This window comes from Streptohalobacillus salinus, from assembly GCF_003201605.1.
GTDB classification, from domain to species: domain Bacteria; phylum Bacillota; class Bacilli; order Bacillales; family Amphibacillaceae; genus Streptohalobacillus; species Streptohalobacillus salinus.
On the sequence record NZ_QJJR01000002.1, the window covers coordinates 269,962 to 287,910 of the forward strand.

The following is a 17,949-nucleotide window of genomic DNA, read 5'->3' on the forward strand; positions in this document are numbered from 1 at the left end:
CCATATGAAAGTATTAGAATTGAAATTTAAAAATCAAGAGGACAAAGTTGTCACGCTATCTCTTGAGGCTCCAATCGAGCCAGTCAATCCAGCTTTAATTACCGATGCAATGAATCAGATTATCGCAGGTAATGCCTTCTCATCTTCTGGTGGGGATTTCGTCGAGAAACATAGCGCTAGAATTGTTGAGCGTTATGTCGAAACAATTGAACTCGTATAGGCTAAATGGGGGAAGGCAATGATTGCCTTCCTCTTTTACTTCAATCTTTTTTAAGAAAGGAGCAAAATCGATGGAACCACAATGGTTGGCGTTAATTACTGATCTAGGTTTTCCAATAGCGGTGACTTTTTATTTGTTACACCGCATTGAAACAAAACTCAATACATTAATTGAGTCCATTGTTACCTTACCAGAACGAATCCGAGTGTAATATTCACATCACGCCATGTTAGGAAGTCAAAAGACCATTCGTACTAGTGTGACGTCAAAAGCCTCCTACTTCAAACAGACCGTGAGGTCATTAGTGATGAATAGTTGATGGTCAGTTTTCAATTTATTCGAATAATCAAATAACAATTGAATCCTTCCCTTTTAAACGCTATAATGAACGTTAACTAAAAGAAACAGTTTAAACAGGGGGGATTTTTTTGCCGATTAACGTACCGATTCAATTACCGGCACGACCTATTTTAGAAAAAGAAAATATTTTCATCATGGAGGATATCCGAGCAACAACACAAGATATTCGGCCACTCAATTTACTGCTGTTAAATTTAATGCCTGAAAAAGAACGGACTGAAACACAGTTGTTACGTTTATTGAGTAATTCTCCCCTTCAAGTCAATGTAGACTTTATTCATACTGAAAGTTATAAGTCCCGTAATGTAACGATGTCTCACCTAGAAAAATTTTACCAAACCTTTAATGATGTCAAAGAAAAACGCTATGATGGTTTAATTATCACAGGGGCACCCGTTGAGCATCTTGCCTTCGAAGCTGTTGATTATTGGCCGGAAATCAGTGAAATCATGGCATGGTCTAAACAGCACGTCACTTCAACGATGCATATTTGTTGGGGCGCACAGGCCGGACTTTATTATCACTACGGGATTGACAAACAACCCCGCGATGCAAAGATTAGTGGCATCTACACACATGATCGGGTTGAAGACACCCATAAATTAATGCGCGGCATCAATGATGAATTCTTAGCACCCCATTCCCGCAATACAGATGCCGACTTTACCAGTTTATATGCACACCCTGACCTTACCGTACTTGATGACTCCAAAGAAGCAGGTCCTTTATTAATTGCTTCCAAAGATGAGCGACACTTATTCATTACCGGGCATATTGAATATGATGCCGATACGTTACTGGTTGAATTCATCCGTGACCAAGCAAAAGGGCTTAACATCAACGCACCAGAAAATTACTTTCCGCAAAACGATACAACGCTCGCACCTAAAAATCGATGGCGTTCTTTTGCATATTTAGTCTTCTCCAATTGGCTAAATTATTTTGTTTATCAAGAAACACCTTTTCAGTGGGCATCAAATAAATAAAACAACAACCTTCCCCATCCTTTGGAGGGTTGTTGTTTTTACGTGATGAATTTCACATTGATAAACTCAACCGAATAAGGTAAAATATGTTATTGAACAAAAAATATTAAAGATGGAAGGTTTTTTAAAATGAGAAAGATGGTTTACTTGTTTACTTTATTGGCTGTTGTAACCTTGTTATTTGGCTGTCAATCAGAGGATTCAACCTCACCTGAAGACGCGCCAAATGAAGTGGTTTCATTAAAATTAGGACTTATGCCTGCCGTTGATGCTTTGCCTGTTTTCATTGCGATAAATGAAGGCCTTTTTGAGGACCTGAACGTGTCCGTTGATGTCGAACTCTTTACTAACGCAAATAACCGGCAAACCGCTTTGCAAACCAACGAAATCGATGGAGCCTTAACTGATTTAGTGGCTTTTTTAAATAATTGGCATAACGGCTTTGAAACACAAATTGTAACCAGTACCGATGGAAGCTTCAGCTTTTTGGTTAATGATCAATTTAATCCTGAGGAACCTGTATCCTTAGGTATAATGGAAGTCAGTGTCACAAATTATTTAGCGGATACCTTTATCGCACCTAACTATACTTTAGAAAAGACCTATATCCCTGAAATACCTACGCGATTAGAAATGTTGGCGCAAAACCAATTAGACATGGCCTTAATTCCTGAACCCGTTGCCTCGATTGGTGAACGTAACGGTTTAACAAAAGCAGTTTCTGTGACCGATGAAGAAGGTGAATCTGTACAAGCCATTGTGTTTACTAAAACAGCAATCGAGGAAAATGAAGTTGCGATTAAACGCTTTGTAGCCGGTTATAATGAAGCAATTGAACTCATTAATGCTGATACTGATCTGGCACTTGATACACTGATTGAGGAATTAGATGTCCCCCCAGAAATTAAACCATTTGTTACATTACCAAGCTATCAACCTGCTCGACTTCCAAGTCGCAATTACATGGAAAAAATCACAGCTTGGGTAGAAGACATACAGGGGATTACCATTGACCAAAATATCGATGCATACTTTGCCGACTTTGTAGAATAAGGAAGCACTAGCAATAGACCGATAAGGTTGAGTCACAACACTGACTCAACCTACTTTTCACATATGAAAAAGGAGACTTCTAATAATGATCACATCGGAGAATATATCATTATATTACAATAACACTGAAATCTTATCAGACCTATCGCTTCACATTAATGCTCATGAGTCTTTAGCGATCATTGGCCCCTCAGGTTGCGGTAAAACATCATTACTACATATATTCGCTGGACTGATTAAACCTACCAGTGGATCAATCTTCGTCAATCACACACCTTTATTAAAACCACGTCGAACAACTGCACTTATCTCCCAGCATTATAGCCTACTTCCTTGGAAAACCGTGTTTGAAAACATTTGTTTACCTTTACACATTCAAAAGGTAAAGCGATCTGCGTTTGATGCGCGTACTAAAGCAACTTTAACTATGCTTGGTTTGAATCATGTGAAGTCAAAATACCCGACAGAGTTATCAGGTGGTGAACAACAACGGGTCGCGATCGCAAGAGCTTTAGTTCAAACACCAGATCTATTATTGTTTGATGAAGCATTTTCTTCTCTAGACGCCATCACGCGTGACCGATTACAAAGTGAATTAAAACATTTGCATCAATCAACGAAAACGACGATGATTTTTGTAACTCATGATATTGAAGAAGCATTGTATCTAGGTGAACGTATTTTAGTAATGAGTACCCAACCTGGAACCGTCTTCAAAACATTTGTCAATCCTAGTTATCACAACCCCGATGCAAAAATGTCTCAAGGGTTTCATCAGTTGTCTAATCAATTACGTCAAACATTAAACGAGGTGATGCATGATGCGAATTAACTCATTAAAGTTCTCCACACTCTATGCTCTTCTTATTGTGACTGTTTGTTGGTATGTGATTCACCTTTTACTAAATACCCCGACCGTGCCCGATCCTTTGCTAACTTTTAGTCGATTGGTCAACTTACTCACAGATGATTTACTCTTACATCTACTTAGCAGTTTAGGACGTATCGTGGTTGCCACATCAATTGCGCTTATTCTCGGCATAACCGTCGGTTTAATGATTGGCTTAAGTCAATTTTTTAACACTTACCTTTCGCCAATCGTATTTGTTCTGTTTCCTTTACCTAAAATTGCCTTCTTACCTATTTTAATGTTGCTGTTCGGTCTGGGTAATCAATCGAAAATAATATTAGTGGCACTAATCATTGTTTTTCAAATTATTATCACCGTTAAAGATAGTGTGATGAATTTGAAAAAGGAATACTTTTTATCAATCAAAACAATGGGAGCAACACGGATTGAGTTATTTAAGCACATTATTTTCCCTTCTATCCTTCCCTCGTTATTTACTGCGCTTCGTCTTAGTATTGGTACAAGTATTTCTGTATTATTCTTCGCAGAAAATTATGCAACAACGTTCGGAATTGGTTATTTTATCATGGACAGTTGGATTAGAATTGATTATATTGATATGTATGCTGGCATTGTTGCCATCAGTTTACTTGGACTTGGTTTATTTTTGTTGATTCAATTGATTGAACAACGCTATTTGCCCTGGGTTCAGCTTGAAAAAGGAACACAACAGTCCTTCCTTGATTAATAAACCAATAAGAAAGCCACAAGACTCCTCTGTCTTGTGGCTTTCTTCATAAACTTAGCTTATTTTGATTTAAGATTATAGCATCTTCACTTTATAGACACGTGCTTCAAACGGACGAAGCTTTAATGCTGTCTTGGTCTCGTCTATTCCTGTGTAATTGGACAGAACTAATGATTCAAAAAGATAGTGTTTGCTGAAGTCAATTTTTGTCGGTTCAATAAACATGTTGACGACAACCAAATAATTCGCGTCTTCGCCATGGCGTAAATAACTATACACCTGTTCATGATCACCTTTCACTAAATAATAACTGCCATAAATCAAGGCGTCACTTGATTTACGCAAGTTAATTAATTCTCGATAATAGTGATAGACTGAATGAGGATCTGCTAAATTTTGTTCAACGTTAATGTCCGGGTAATTCGGATTCACTCTGAGCCAAGGTTCACCAGTCGTAAAGCCCGCCATTGGATCCTGATTCCATTGCATTGGTGTCCGAGAATTATCACGGCCGTTCATCCAAATTGAAGCCATGACTTCCTCGTGCGGAACACCTTCTTCAATCTTATGTTTGTAAAGATTTTTTATTGCAACATCGTTATAATCATCAATCGAGTCGAAATGTACATTCGTCATGCCAATTTCCTGGCCTTGATAGATAAACGGTGTCCCTTTCATTAAGAAATATAACGTCGCCAGTGCCTTTGCTGATGTTTGACGCAAATCCGAATCATTGCCCCAGGTTGAGACGGATCGAGGTTGGTCATGATTTTCTAAGAATAGAGCATTCCATCCTTTGTGTTCCAATCCTACTTGCCATTTTGTTAAGGCTTTTTTTAGCGCAGCTAAATCAAGGCCACCTTTTGTTGAAGTTCCCCAAAGGCTTAAATGATCAAACTGAAAAATCATATTGAAATACCCTTGTTCTTCCCCAACCCAATCTTCAGCATCTTCAACCTTAACGCCATTTGCTTCACCAACCGTCATAATATCATACTGCTTCAGTGTGCGATCAGCAAATTCAGATAAAAACTTTTCAATTCCTGGTTGATTCATATGCCCTGAGAAAGAAGGAACATATTTTTTCCGCTCTGGATTCGGCAAGTCAGGAAACGCAGCGGTTTTTTTAATGTGTGAAATCGCATCAATTCTAAACCCGTCGATGCCTTTATCTAACCACCAATTTACCATCTCATATAAAGCATCTCTTACCGCTTCATTTTCCCAATTCAAATCAGGTTGTTTTTTAGAAAAAACATGCATGTAATACTCTTTTGTTTTTTCGTCAAACTCCCAAACAGAGCCACTGAATATTGACTCCCAATTATTCGGTTCTTTCTCACCTCTACCTGGGTGCCAAATGTACCAATCGCGCTTAGGATTCTCCTTTGAACTTGCTGATTCAACGAACCAAGGATGCTCATCAGACGTATGATTGATAACTAAATCCATAATGATTTTCATGTCACGTTTATGTGTTTCCTTCAGTAACTCATCAAAATCAGCCATTGTCCCAAAATCAGCCATAATATCTTTATAGTCACTAATGTCATAACCATTATCATCGTTTGGTGATTGATAAATTGGACTGACCCAAATGACATCAATGCCCAATCCTTTTAAGTAATCTAATTTTTCAATAATTCCTTGAATGTCGCCAATACCATCACCATTTGAATCATTAAAACTACGCGGATATACTTGGTAAGCGACCGCTTCTTTCCACCATATTTTCTTTTCCATCTTCATTTCCCCCACATTTATTTATCAAACAAGTAAACTGCTGCTTGATAAGGTTCAAGCTCGATGCTTGCTTCTTTTTGTTTAATACCTTTACCGATGTTAGCTATTAGACATTGACCTTCAGCTAATGTTACGTCTATATCAACGAACACTTTTTTATCACTAAAGTTAGTCAAGACCCACAATTCTTGCTTATCCAACACCCGTTTATAAAGATAGATATCCTCATGATCAGGATATAGCACTTGATAGCGACCCTCAACAATGATTGGATATTTTTTTCTTAACGCGATCAATTGTTGATAATAATAAAATAATGAATTTTCATCTTCTAGAGCTGCGACGACATTTATGTCCGAATAATTAGGATTTATTGGTATCCATGGCGTTCCTTCTGTAAATCCTGCTTGAAATTCATCGGACCATTGCATCGGTGTTCGGGCATTATCGCGTCCACGTGCGTGAATCGCAGCGAGCATCTCTTCGTTGGTTAATAAATCTTTTCCGACAAGTTCATCATAAGCATTCAGTGTTTCTAAATCACGGTAATCTGCTAAATCATTAAAACTGACATTTGTCATGCCGATTTCTTCACCTTGAAAGATGTATGGCGTTCCTTTCAACATATGCAAGGCTGTAGCTAACATTTTACCTGAGCGCACCCGGTAAGCTTCTGAATCATTACCAAAGCGAGAAATTGCACGTGGCTGATCATGATTGCTCCAATATAAAGAATTCCAACCGACCGCATCAAGCCCTTCTTGCCAAGTAGAGAAAATCGCTTTTAGTTCAATAAGCGACCAATCTTCTGGCGACCACTTACCTAGTTCACCATCCCCTAATCCAACATGTTCAAAATGAAACACCATATCTAATTCTTGTCGGTCTTTTCCTGTGTATTTTTTCGCCTGTTCAACGGACACATTTGGCATCTCGCCAACAGTAATCGTTTGATAGCCGGTTAATGCTTCCTGATGCATTTCTTGAAGATAATCATGTACTTTGGGACCATTAAAATAATAGGGACTTCCATCGCCATAACCTGTTTTTAATAACTTACCATCAGGGAAATGACGATCTTTAGATATCATATTAATAACATCCATTCTAAAACCACTGACTCCTTTTTCTAACCAAAAGCGCATCATCTCATATATATCTTGGCGCATTGCTTCGTTTTCCCAGTTTAAATCAGGTTGTTTTTTACTAAATAAATGGAGAAAGTATTGATTGGTCTTCTCATCATATTCCCAGGCACTCCCGCCAAATGCAGCCCCCCAATTTGTGGGTGCTGAACCATCTGGTAAAGGATCTTTCCAAATGTAATAGTCCCGTTTTGGATTGTCTTTACTCTGTTTTGATGCTTGAAACCATGCATGTTCATCTGATGTGTGATTCACTACCAAATCCATCATAATATGAATTCCTAATTCTTTCGCACGCTTTAACATAAGGTCATACTCGGCCATCGTGCCAAACTCATCCATAATCGCTTGATAATCACTTATATCATAACCATTATCGTCATTTGGCGATTGATATAGAGGTGACAGCCAAATGATATCAATCCCTAGTGTTTTTAAATAATTAAGTTTTTCTGTGATCCCGTTAATATCGCCAATGCCATCATCATTAGAATCATTAAAACTTCTCGGATAAATCTGGTAGACAATCGCATCTTTCCACCAACTCGTCATTGTACCGACGCCCTCTCCTTAAATTTTTTCATTGCGCAACATTTCTATGAAACGTCTTTATTGGATTTAGTCTTCTCGTTTTCTTTTTAGTCTATCATACTTCTGCAATCACTTTCATTCGGACAACCAAAACTTAATAAAATATATTTATTAAAGCAAACGATTGCACTTCTTTTCAAAGAATAGCATACTCTCTTCTCCTCCGCAATATTTTTTATAGTGAAGACTTACCCTCGCCATTTTTCTTAATAGGATGCGAAGTTAAGCTTGACATCCAACCTAGAATTACTCGCTGACCAAAATGTTGGAATGATTCATCAAATACTAGGCATAGATATTTGAATCAAGAGTCCGGCAGTGTGCTCATTTCACTCACCCCTAAAGCCTTTTGGGATTGGCCTTCGCATCAATACAAAGATGCAGCAAGGTACTTTCGTACTCCCCTGCTGCATCTCTGTATTGATATTATTTCATTAAAAAAAGATGTTAATGAACAGCCTTTCAATCGATCACAAAGGATTGATTGAAACACGTTCATTAACACCAACTATTACAGCGCTTCTTTATATTACTTGATATCTTGTTTACTGATTTACCTAAAACGCAATTAATTTCTTTACTTGTTACGCTTTGTCTTTTTGTTTTTGCATTTGTTTACTTCTTAATTGACCACAGGCTGCATCAATATCAGAACCTTGTTCAACACGTACACCACAGTTAATTCCCTCTTTTAATAAGGTTTCATAGAAACCTAAAATCGCTTCTTTTTCACTGCGTTCATATTGATTATGTTCAGCCACTGGGTTGTATGGAATTAAGTTCACATAAGAAAGGTGGCGCTTATCTTTCAAAAGTTGCGCTAATTGCTTCGCTTCTTTTTTATGATCATTTACATCTTTGAGTAAGATGTATTCAAACGTAATTCTCCGGTTCGTTGTTTCTAAATAATAATCGATGGCAGCCATTAACTTTTCAATTGGAAAAGCTTTATTAATTTTCATAATCTGTGTTCTTAATTCATCATTAGGGGCGTGAATTGAAACCGCCAGATTCACTTGCATATTTTCATCAGCAAAGTCACGAATGCGATGCGCTAATCCACTTGTTGAAACTGTAATATGACGCGCACCAATAGATAAGCCTTTTTGGTCGTTTACCGTCCGCAAGAAATTCATGGTATGTTCATAATTGTCAAACGGCTCACCAATACCCATTACGACAATATGACTAACGCGCTCATCCTTACCTACCTGGTCCAAATGGTGTTGCACTTTCATAATCTGTTCAACAATTTCCCCACTGGTCAAGTCACGATCTTTCTTCAATAGACCACTTGCGCAAAATGTGCAACCAATATTACAGCCTACTTGCGTTGTCACACACACACTTAACCCATAGGAAAAGCGCATTAATACCGTTTCAATTAAATTTCCATCTGTTAATTTAAATAAAAACTTAATTGTTCCGTCTTTAGATTCTTGTTTTATTTCTTCTTCTAATGTGCCAATAGTAAAATGTTGGTCAAGTAACTGGCGTGTTTCTTTATTTAGGTTTGTCATATCATTAAATGATTGTACGCGTTTAATGTACAACCAATCCCATACTTGTGTTGCTCTGAATTTTTTCAGTCCGTTTTTCTCAAACCATTCCGTTAATTGATCTTTTGTAAATCCATAAATGGATGTCTTTGTTTCCATATTTTATTCTCCTCACTCATTTAAGCCGTACATTTGAACCCTCTTCATACTATATTTTATCACAAATTTACGCAAGTATTTGTTGCTATATCAACAAAAACTGAAAAATTCTGAATTTTATTAGTATTTTTATTACTTTTATCATCAAATAGGGTTGCAATTCTAAAAATCACCTGCTATAATGAACTTAGCTATTTTGTTCGACAAAACACTTCAAGTAACTTGCAACGTGAACGTTTTCGTTTTGATGCTTGAGCAAGAATAGTAATACAATTGTGTGGAAACACCACACTAGGAGGAAAAGTAATATGGCACAAGGTACAGTAAAATGGTTTAACGCAGACAAAGGTTTTGGATTTATCGAAGTAGAAGGACAAGATGATGTATTCGTACACTTCTCAGCAATCCAAGGCGACGGCTTTAAAACACTTGAAGAAGGACAAGCAGTAACTTTCGACATCGAAGAAGGTAACCGTGGACCACAAGCAGCTAACGTTGAAAAAAACTAATTAGAGCTTAATACAAAAGAGAACGATTCATTCGTTCTCTTTTTTTCTGTCCAAAATTAAAAAGCAACGCCCCTTCTCAGGGGCGTTGCTTTTTGTTACTCTATATTAGTCTTCGTCTTGGTCGTCATCGTCATCTTCATTGTCATCATCATCTTCATCTTCGTCGTCGTCTTCATCTTCGTCTTGGTCATCTTCGTCATCGTCATATTGATCGAATTTTTCATACTCGATGACAATCACTTTTCCACTATATGCATCTATGTCCATCTCTATCTCGTGCGTGGCTGAATATAATTTAATTTCATAATAGTAACGATCATCATCTTCATCCAGTTCAATTTCTTTAACATTTGCACCATTTGCTTTAGTTAACGCAATTTCTATTGCTTGAGTAGCTGAAATTAAAACTGGTTCAGTTTTTTCGCTACTATTTGTTTTTGAATTTTCTTTATTGCTAGCTTGTTCACTGCTCTCCGAACTGGTTGTTGTCTGATTCGATTTCTCTGATTGATTATTTTCTACTGTTTTGTTACTTGCCGTTTGCTCTGAATTAGTTGCTGTTTGATTTTCATCCGTTGTTACATTTTTTTCGACAGCTTCATTATCTACCGTGCTCTCGCTAGGTTGATTATCTTCCGTTGTCGGCTGATTATCATCGACTTTATTTTCTATCACTGAGCTATCAGTAGATACTTCATCTGAAGCAGTTAAGACTTTTTCTTCAAGCTTTAGTATCTCTCCAGTATCCGCATCAATTTCAAGTTCAAAATGCGCCGTTTCTGTTTTAATTTCAATTTCATAGACCCCATCATCTAACTCTAACTTATCAATGATGCCTGGAAACTGTTGTTCAACCATGGCTCGTGCTTCGTCTTCAGATATCTTTGCTTGTGATTGTGATGATGCAAATTGAAAAACAAACACACTAAGCGCTATGACTGTTACACCCCCGATTAAACTAATAATAGCCTTCTGAAAAGATTTTTTCATGTTAATCCCCCCCCCACGTTTTATATACTTATTATATCGAACGATTATGAACATTCTCTATAAATATTATGAGAGTTTGATGAGAAAATTATTGTATAACCTTACACTCATTATGTAAGGACACCTATGATCAATTAAAAATAGAACTAGCCTATTCCTAGCTGACTTAAAACATACCCATTCACACTTGTGCATCGCTCTAACAAGTAACCTTCATTTACTTTGGTAATATCACACGAAACGTCGTCCCTTTTCCAAGTTCACTCATTACTTCTATTTCCCCTGAATGGGCAACGACAATTGCTTTAGCGATAGTTAAACCTAATCCAGTTCCACCAGTTTTTCTATTTCTAGCACGGTCAACCCGGTAAAACCGGTTAAAAATTTGCGTTCGATCTTCTTCAGGTATTCCCTCTCCATAATCAGTAACAGTAATTATAAGTTGTTGATCTTGTTCTGTTAATGTGAGATCAATTTGATTCTCGCTATACTTCCTTGCATTATCTAACAAGATATAAATGAGTTGGTTTAATTGAGATTCATCAGCTGGATAGAAAACTTCTGCTTGGTAATAATTAAAATTCACAGTACGTTCAAAAGCCATCGAAATTGATCGAATCGCTGACTTAATTAATCCGACAAGTTCTACTTTCGCGACAGTCATACCTTCTTTTCGCTCTAGTGTTGATAAAAGTAACATTTGACGAATTAAGTGATCCATGCGATCCGTTTCGCTGTTGATGGTAGCTAATCCCTCTTCTAGCACCTCTGGCTTCTCTTTACCTTGACGTTCAACAAGACGTGCATAGCTTTTTATGACCGCAAGCGGCGTTTTGAGTTCATGTGATGCATTTGATACAAACTGTTGTTGCTGTTCAAACATTGTCTGAAGTCGTGCATTCATCGTGTTATAACGAGCCACGAGTTGTCCAATTTCGTCGTTTTGATGTTTCAGCTTAACCGATTTCCATTCACCATTTCTTTGATTGTCACGCATCGCTTTCGATAAAACGGATAGTGGGCGAATAACTAAGTGACTTAGGGAACGACCAATTAAAACAGCCGGAATAAACATTACAAAGAAACTGATGACTAACACAATCATCAGCAAATCCAACAGATCGTCAACATCCTCTAACGATTGGATCGTTTCAATCATTCTCACCTGATTATCCGTGTAAATCATAGGCATAGAAATTTTAGCAACACGACCGACATCTTCGATTACTTCTGTCTGTTTTTGTGTTCCACTGACAAACTTTACTGGAAGATCGATCAGTCGTTCGTCTCTGGTAACAATTTGAATTGCCTCATCATTCGCATTTACAATGCGGATAAGTCCATTTGTCGGGACATATGCATTTAATAACCTAAAGGGATCGACCTCACTCACTTCTTCCCCAGCAAATGCTTCCATGACAACAGATAAATCATCAGCTACCCGTTCAATTTCTCTGTCAATCAATACGTGTTTAAAGCTGAAATAAATGAACACTTGAATGATTAATAAAAAGGCTAAAAATAGTCCCGCACTCATCCAAGTGATTTTTGTCTTTAAATTCATTGGGATTCGTCCTTAATCATATATCCCACACCACGAACTGTCTTAATTAGATCATAGTTGATTTTTTGACGTAAATAGCGGATATACACATCCACCACGTTTGTTTCTCCGAGGTAGTCAAACCCCCAAACTTGACTTAATAATTGATCTCGACTTATCACTTGATTTTTATGCGTTGCTAAAAAATACAGTAAATCAAACTCTCGTTTGGTCACATCAATGGTATGATCCTTATCTATCACCATATATCGCCTCGAATCGATGATCAACTCGCCTATCTTGATAACACCTTCTGGCTCACCATGCTTCATTTCAGAAGTTTTCCGTTCTCTTAATTGAACACGTATCCGAGCTAATAACTCTTCTATTTCAAATGGTTTTGTTAAATAGTCATCAGCACCATAGTCGAGCCCTGCAACTTTATCGTAGACTTGATCACGTGCGGTCAGTAATATGATTGGTGTGAAAACACCTTGTTTACGCACACGTCGTAATACATCAATTCCACTAAGTTCCGGCAACATAATGTCGAGTAAGACTAAGTCAAATACATCAGACAAAATAAACGCTAATCCTTCTTTACCATCATGGCACACCTCAACATCATAACCCTCGTATTCCAGTTCCAATTCAATTGCACGAGCAAGTTTAATTTCATCTTCAACTACTAATACACGCATATTAGCCACCTCTTTCTTCCTCGTCATTTGTTGTTTTTCATTGTCAGTTATAGACATTTTGCTCATCATAGATCTATGATGAGCAAAATGTGTATTAGTCACAGTGGAAGAAAAGCTAACACTTTTTCAATATGCTTGTCCCAATATCCCCACTCATGTGTACCATGGTCAAATGTTGTCATTGCTGGCACAGATAAATCATCTAATAATCTTTTGAATGCTAGATTCCCCTCAAACAGAAAATCTTCTTGACCGCATGCTAAATATATTTTTGGTAGTGTCCGATTATTGCTCACACATTTTTTCAATAAATAGAAAACGTCTTCTTCTGTATCACTTATTGATTGGTCGCCGTAGACTTGGTACATCACTTCATCAATAGCTTCATCACCATGCTCTCTAGTTGCTAAATCCAGCACACCTGAAAGAGAAGCTACTGCCGCAAATTGATTTGGATGTCTCAACGCCCATTTTATAGCCCCATAGCCACCCATTGAAAGGCCCGCAACATACCGATCAGAACGTGATTGCGAAAACGGAAAAAAACGCTCTGCCTTTTCAACAAGCTCTTCTGATAAAAATGTCCAATATGCTTTTCCGAATTTCATATCACTGTAAAAGCTATGATCAACATCTGGCATAACAACAGCGATACCATAACTTTCTGCATATCTTTCAATCGAAGTTCGTCTTGTCCAAATCGTATGATCATCGGTAAAACCGTGCAATAAATACAATGTTTTCATTGGTTCGGGATTTTTTAATTCATTTATTTTTCCGTATTGATTGTTGCTGCTTTCAGGTAAAATCACCGTCATACTGGTATGTTTTTGCAGGACATCAGAATAGAAATCAACTGTCAATCTTGCCATTGCTTTCACTCCCATTATTTTTATTCAAACAAAACCTTACCGTTTAAAACGTGCTTTGGTGATGCAACGCAATCGCCCCAGCGCTCTCAGCTGAGATCAAAGCAATATGCTGCGCTTCAATGATAGATTGTGATAATTCAACCATTTCATCACTTAAACCCGCGTGATGCGGTAAATAGTCCTGGATGAGAAATTGCATTGCGATTTTTTGAAGTAAGGTATGTTGGTTGCGCCAACCAATGCGTAATTCTAACTCATCAACCAGAGCTTTCAAGGCATCAATGTCTTGTTGTTGAAAACCAGTCAGTGCTAATAAACTAATATTCGCATAATGTTCTGGATGCACCCGATAACCAGCGATTTTAAACTGTTCTAACAAGTGAATACTTCGACTTACTTGTCCTGCTTGTGAGCGCAATACCAATAACTGGCTCATTTGATGAAGTTCTAACCCCGACTTAAACCGGTGTGACTCCAACAACCGATAGTTCTCTTCCACAGCCATTACCGTCTGATCAATCTCTCTTTGTTGTTTCGCAAGAAGCAACACAAAGGGGTAAAGCGTTGTATTCATAATAAATGGATGTTGTTTTCTAAATTGCTTGTACATTTGCTCTGCACGCTCAAGGCAGATCTTACTAGCCTCAGGAGTTTCATCCAACATTAATAAAGCTAGAAAATAGGTTGTTGTTTCTTTTTTAAACCCATAACTTGTTAACAACTCATGGGTTTCAAATAGTCGATTAACCATGGTTAACGGCTCATTCGACTTAACCATCAACTCCGCAGTAATAAAATAGCGTTGCGTTCGCTGTAAGGTCGTAAATGCGCCTGCTTTTTCTTTAATTTTCTCACTGACTTGATGAAACGTCGCTAAATCAATTGTTGTATTCTTTAAGGCGAAATTTGCTGAGACGATTAGAATACTTTGACGATCAAATCGCCATTTATAAACTTCCCGTAATTTATTGACGTTCTCTTCAAATACATCTAACTTTCTTTTCAATTCATCCATTAATAGCCACCTCTTTTTTGCTCGTATTAGTTAACGTATACCCTGAAGCCATACAGTAAAAACACCTTCAAGAAAGTGTAAACTTATAACAAGAAAACAGTAAATAACCAAATGAGTCCAAAACTTATAAAAATTGTCATACTTGAAACGGTTCCAATAAAACGTTTATCGAAGTCGAATTCAACTGCATACGGGATGTGTGATAATGGGATTGGTAATACCGCACCGATTAGTAACGTTAAGCGTGCCATTTCTGGTAGTGGCAATAAGAAATAACTCGATAAGCCAATGATTAAAGCAATACCATAGCGAGCCAATAAAAAACGTAAAAGTTCAATGTATTGTGATTTTTCTAAAACAAAACTAAGGTAGACGCCTAGTAATAACAAGGACAAAGGCATATTCGCTTGCGAGATCGTGCCCGTTACATTAACGACAATCGCTGGAATTGGAATGGCAACTAGTTTAATTCCAAAAATAACTAAATACGTCATAAGCGGAATTGATTGCGCTAACTTTTTTGTCATGATGGAGATGGTAAATGAGGTATCTTCATCGGCATAATAGCTACCAATTAAATAACATAACCCGAATACGATGAAAGCATTACCCCCATCTAACATACCGAAGTAAGTGATACCAGTTTGTCCCCATAACCCTTCGACTAAAGGGAAAGCAAAAAGACCAATGTTAAAACCAGGCATCATCATCACTAACATGCCTTTCATTTGTTTTGGCTTGTTTTTAAACAACAATAAACCAGCGATGACATAGACAAAACCAGATAATAATCCGAAAATAAAAACAGCTAATAAATTCATTTGGAAGTGAAAAGTCGCAAACGAAGTGATAATTAATGATGGCAACGTGACATTAAAGATTAGTCTTGAAATTGCCTCCCCATCTTTTTCTCTAATAAAGTTCAATCGTTTAAGTATGTATCCTAAAAAAATAATGCCTAATGATAAAATGAATTGTTGATTAAAGTCAGTCATGCTTCCCTCCTATTACATACTGCAACATTCTTATTCTTTCATTGTACCATTTATTTAGTCTGCAGATAAATGCTTTCCCTCTAATTAGGCCTGTTCAATAATAGTTGTGAATGCTATACTTTTTTATTTCAATAGTGATAAGATGGAACCATATCTAAATGAATTTGTATTGATAACGAAAGGAAGTATGTAATGACACCTTATAAAGTTTTATTTCTCGATGTAGATGGTACCGTTCTAACCCATGACAATAAAATTTTACCTTCAACAAAAGCTGCGATTCAAGCGGCACAAGAAAAAGGGATTCATGTTTTTCTGGCCACTGGCCGTCCTGCCCATGAGCTCGACACTATTCTTGATGAACTCGGAATAATTGATGTGATTGGTTACAATGGCGCATACGCTCGAACAGGCAAAAACATTATTTATAAGAAAACGATGGATCCAAAGCTAATCGAACAGTTTTTAACTGTTGCTAGCACTCAAGACCATGAACTACTCCTATACAATGAACAAGCGAATTTATTCACCTCTTTTGAACCCGATTATGTCCAAGCCTTTATTAAACATTTCGGTATTAAAAAGAATGAATATTATCGACCGGAATTTATCAATGACGTGTTAGGTATCACCGTGATGCATGCGACGGAGACAGAAATAAAAAATTACAATACACCTGATGATGTTTTCTTTTCTCCCGTAAATGTACCTGGCTTAATGACTAATTTCGATATCATTCAAGGAGCCGTTAATAAAGGGACTGCCGTTCAAGCTGTATTGAATTACTTTAACCTCGATGCATCCGAAGCAATTGCATTCGGGGATGGGATGAACGATCGAGAAATGTTGACCCTTGTTGGTGAAGGTTTCGCGATGGGAAATGCACATCATGATTTACTGCCGTACGCTAATCAAACAACTACCGCGGTAGATGATGACGGCATATATAATGGATTAAAAAAAATAAACGTACTATAAAACAACAACTCAATAATGCATTGAAGAATCACGATTAGGGAGATATTGCTATGATTAAATTAATTGCAACTGATTTAGACGGGACGCTACTCAGTCCTGACGGAACGATTTCCACAAATAATATTAAGACCATAAAAAAAGCCCAAGCCAAAGGGATTGAAGTTATTGTGGCAACTGGCCGTTCTTATGAATCCGCACAGAATGCGATACAAGATGCTGGTCTAACTACAGATATCATCTGTTTGAATGGGGCTAATGTCTATGATTCAAACGGTCAAATTTCGGTGGAAAAACCACTTACGAAAGAAAGTGTCACAGAGATCCTTCATGTTGTTGATACTGATGAAGTATATTTTGAGCTATATACTAATAAAGGCATCTTTTCAACCGATCGAACAAAGTTCATGCAAGTCTTAGTGAAAATTCTAGCAACTGAATATAAGCAATACACAGAAGAAATGATCAAGGAACGTGCTGAGCAACGTTTCCAAGAGGAATCTTTCACTTTCACAACTGATTTTGAAGGGCTATTAAAAGATCCTGCTATTGTTCCTTATAAAATCTTGACCTTTTCCTTAAAACCTGAAGGCTTGTTAAAACTAAGAGAATCTTTTACAGGTCATCCATCAATCCACGTTACTTCATCAGGATTTGATAATGTAGAATTTAACCACCCAGATGCGAAAAAAGGAATTGCCCTAAAAGCATTCGCTGAACAAAAAGCTATCAAGTTAAGTGAGATCATGGCCATCGGTGACAACGAAAACGATTTATCTATGTTAACAATGGTTGGTCGTGGGGTAGCGATGGCCAATGCTAAGCAATTAGTAAAAGACGCCTGCCAGTATCATACGTCTTCACACGAAGAGGACGGCGTAAGTCAGGCCATTGAGACCATGTTATTAGAAAACTAACCCAAACACTTCTAATTATTATGACTATTGATCTGTTTTGTAGAGATACCTTTACCTCATAGCGTATTAAGTGATAAA

18 protein-coding genes are annotated in these 17,949 nt (G+C 37.4%); 9 read left to right on the forward strand and 9 right to left on the reverse strand.

Annotated features, from left to right (window positions below):
- Positions 1-4: 4 nt before the first annotated feature.
- From DES38_RS02785 to DES38_RS02810, 6 genes are all read left to right on the forward strand, one after another.
- Positions 5-220: a DUF2922 domain-containing protein gene (locus DES38_RS02785; RefSeq protein WP_110250559.1), complete on the forward strand. Its 216-nt coding sequence runs from the start codon at positions 5-7 to the stop codon at positions 218-220.
- 70 nt (positions 221-290) lie between these two features.
- The gene (locus tag DES38_RS02790; RefSeq protein ID WP_110250560.1) at positions 291-431 is read left to right on the forward strand and encodes a YvrJ family protein; all 141 of its coding nucleotides are present in this window, start codon (positions 291-293) and stop codon (positions 429-431) included.
- Between the two features lie 217 nt (positions 432-648).
- Positions 649-1,566: a homoserine O-succinyltransferase gene (locus DES38_RS02795; protein WP_110250561.1), complete on the forward strand. Its 918-nt coding sequence runs from the start codon at positions 649-651 to the stop codon at positions 1,564-1,566.
- 129 nt (positions 1,567-1,695) lie between these two features.
- Positions 1,696-2,619, forward strand: a complete 924-nt coding sequence (locus DES38_RS02800; protein ID WP_110250562.1) for an ABC transporter substrate-binding protein — start codon at positions 1,696-1,698, stop codon at positions 2,617-2,619.
- An 85-nt stretch (positions 2,620-2,704) separates the two neighbouring features.
- Positions 2,705-3,451 (forward strand): ABC transporter ATP-binding protein, encoded by a 747-nt coding sequence (locus tag DES38_RS02805; protein WP_110250563.1) that lies wholly within the window; start codon positions 2,705-2,707, stop codon positions 3,449-3,451.
- Positions 3,438-4,217, forward strand: coding sequence for an ABC transporter permease (locus DES38_RS02810; RefSeq protein ID WP_110250564.1), 780 nt, complete (start codon positions 3,438-3,440; stop codon positions 4,215-4,217). Before DES38_RS02805 ends, DES38_RS02810 begins: the two co-directional genes overlap by 14 nt.
- Before the next feature lie 75 nt (positions 4,218-4,292).
- Here the strand turns inward: DES38_RS02810 and DES38_RS02815 are convergent, their stop codons facing one another.
- The 3 genes from DES38_RS02815 to rlmN form a co-directional block, all read right to left on the reverse strand.
- Positions 4,293-5,960, reverse strand: a complete 1,668-nt coding sequence (locus DES38_RS02815; protein WP_110250565.1) for a glycoside hydrolase family 13 protein — start codon at positions 5,958-5,960, stop codon at positions 4,293-4,295.
- Between the two features lie 17 nt (positions 5,961-5,977).
- Positions 5,978-7,657: a glycoside hydrolase family 13 protein gene (locus DES38_RS02820; protein ID WP_110250566.1), complete on the reverse strand. Its 1,680-nt coding sequence runs from the start codon at positions 7,655-7,657 to the stop codon at positions 5,978-5,980.
- 623 nt (positions 7,658-8,280) lie between these two features.
- Positions 8,281-9,354 carry a dual-specificity RNA methyltransferase RlmN gene (gene rlmN / locus DES38_RS02825; protein WP_110250567.1) on the reverse strand — a complete coding sequence of 358 codons (1,074 nt, stop codon included), beginning with the start codon at positions 9,352-9,354 and terminating at the stop codon, positions 8,281-8,283.
- A gap of 308 nt (positions 9,355-9,662) precedes the next feature.
- Between rlmN and DES38_RS02830 the strand changes: the two genes are divergently transcribed.
- Positions 9,663-9,863 carry a cold-shock protein gene (locus DES38_RS02830; RefSeq protein ID WP_062322196.1) on the forward strand — a complete coding sequence of 67 codons (201 nt, stop codon included), beginning with the start codon at positions 9,663-9,665 and terminating at the stop codon, positions 9,861-9,863.
- 105 nt (positions 9,864-9,968) lie between these two features.
- Here the strand turns inward: DES38_RS02830 and DES38_RS02835 are convergent, their stop codons facing one another.
- The 6 genes from DES38_RS02835 to DES38_RS02860 form a co-directional block, all read right to left on the reverse strand.
- On the reverse strand, positions 9,969-10,853 hold the full coding sequence (locus tag DES38_RS02835; RefSeq protein ID WP_170114312.1) for a PepSY domain-containing protein: 885 nt from the start codon (positions 10,851-10,853) through the stop codon (positions 9,969-9,971).
- 217 nt (positions 10,854-11,070) lie between these two features.
- Positions 11,071-12,417, reverse strand: coding sequence for a sensor histidine kinase (locus DES38_RS02840; RefSeq protein ID WP_110250569.1), 1,347 nt, complete (start codon positions 12,415-12,417; stop codon positions 11,071-11,073).
- Positions 12,414-13,097 carry a response regulator transcription factor gene (locus tag DES38_RS02845; RefSeq protein WP_110250570.1) on the reverse strand — a complete coding sequence of 228 codons (684 nt, stop codon included), beginning with the start codon at positions 13,095-13,097 and terminating at the stop codon, positions 12,414-12,416. The genes DES38_RS02840 and DES38_RS02845 overlap by 4 nt, the downstream gene beginning before the upstream one ends.
- 98 nt (positions 13,098-13,195) lie before the next feature.
- Complete coding sequence (locus tag DES38_RS02850; RefSeq protein ID WP_110250571.1) at positions 13,196-13,969, reverse strand: alpha/beta hydrolase; 774 nt, start codon at positions 13,967-13,969, stop codon at positions 13,196-13,198.
- Positions 13,970-14,012: 43 nt separating this feature from the next.
- Positions 14,013-14,984, reverse strand: coding sequence for a DUF4003 family protein (locus tag DES38_RS02855; protein ID WP_110250572.1), 972 nt, complete (start codon positions 14,982-14,984; stop codon positions 14,013-14,015).
- 83 nt (positions 14,985-15,067) lie between these two features.
- Positions 15,068-15,979 carry an AEC family transporter gene (locus DES38_RS02860; protein WP_110250573.1) on the reverse strand — a complete coding sequence of 304 codons (912 nt, stop codon included), beginning with the start codon at positions 15,977-15,979 and terminating at the stop codon, positions 15,068-15,070.
- Between the two features lie 192 nt (positions 15,980-16,171).
- Here DES38_RS02860 and DES38_RS02865 point away from each other — a divergent pair, with 192 nt between their 5' ends.
- Both DES38_RS02865 and DES38_RS02870 read left to right on the forward strand, forming a co-directional pair.
- The gene (locus DES38_RS02865; RefSeq protein ID WP_110250574.1) at positions 16,172-16,957 is read left to right on the forward strand and encodes an HAD family hydrolase; all 786 of its coding nucleotides are present in this window, start codon (positions 16,172-16,174) and stop codon (positions 16,955-16,957) included.
- 50 nt (positions 16,958-17,007) lie between these two features.
- A complete protein-coding gene (locus DES38_RS02870) occupies positions 17,008-17,871 on the forward strand; it encodes a Cof-type HAD-IIB family hydrolase (RefSeq protein ID WP_110250575.1) in 864 nt (287 codons plus the stop codon).
- Positions 17,872-17,949 lie beyond the last annotated feature (78 nt).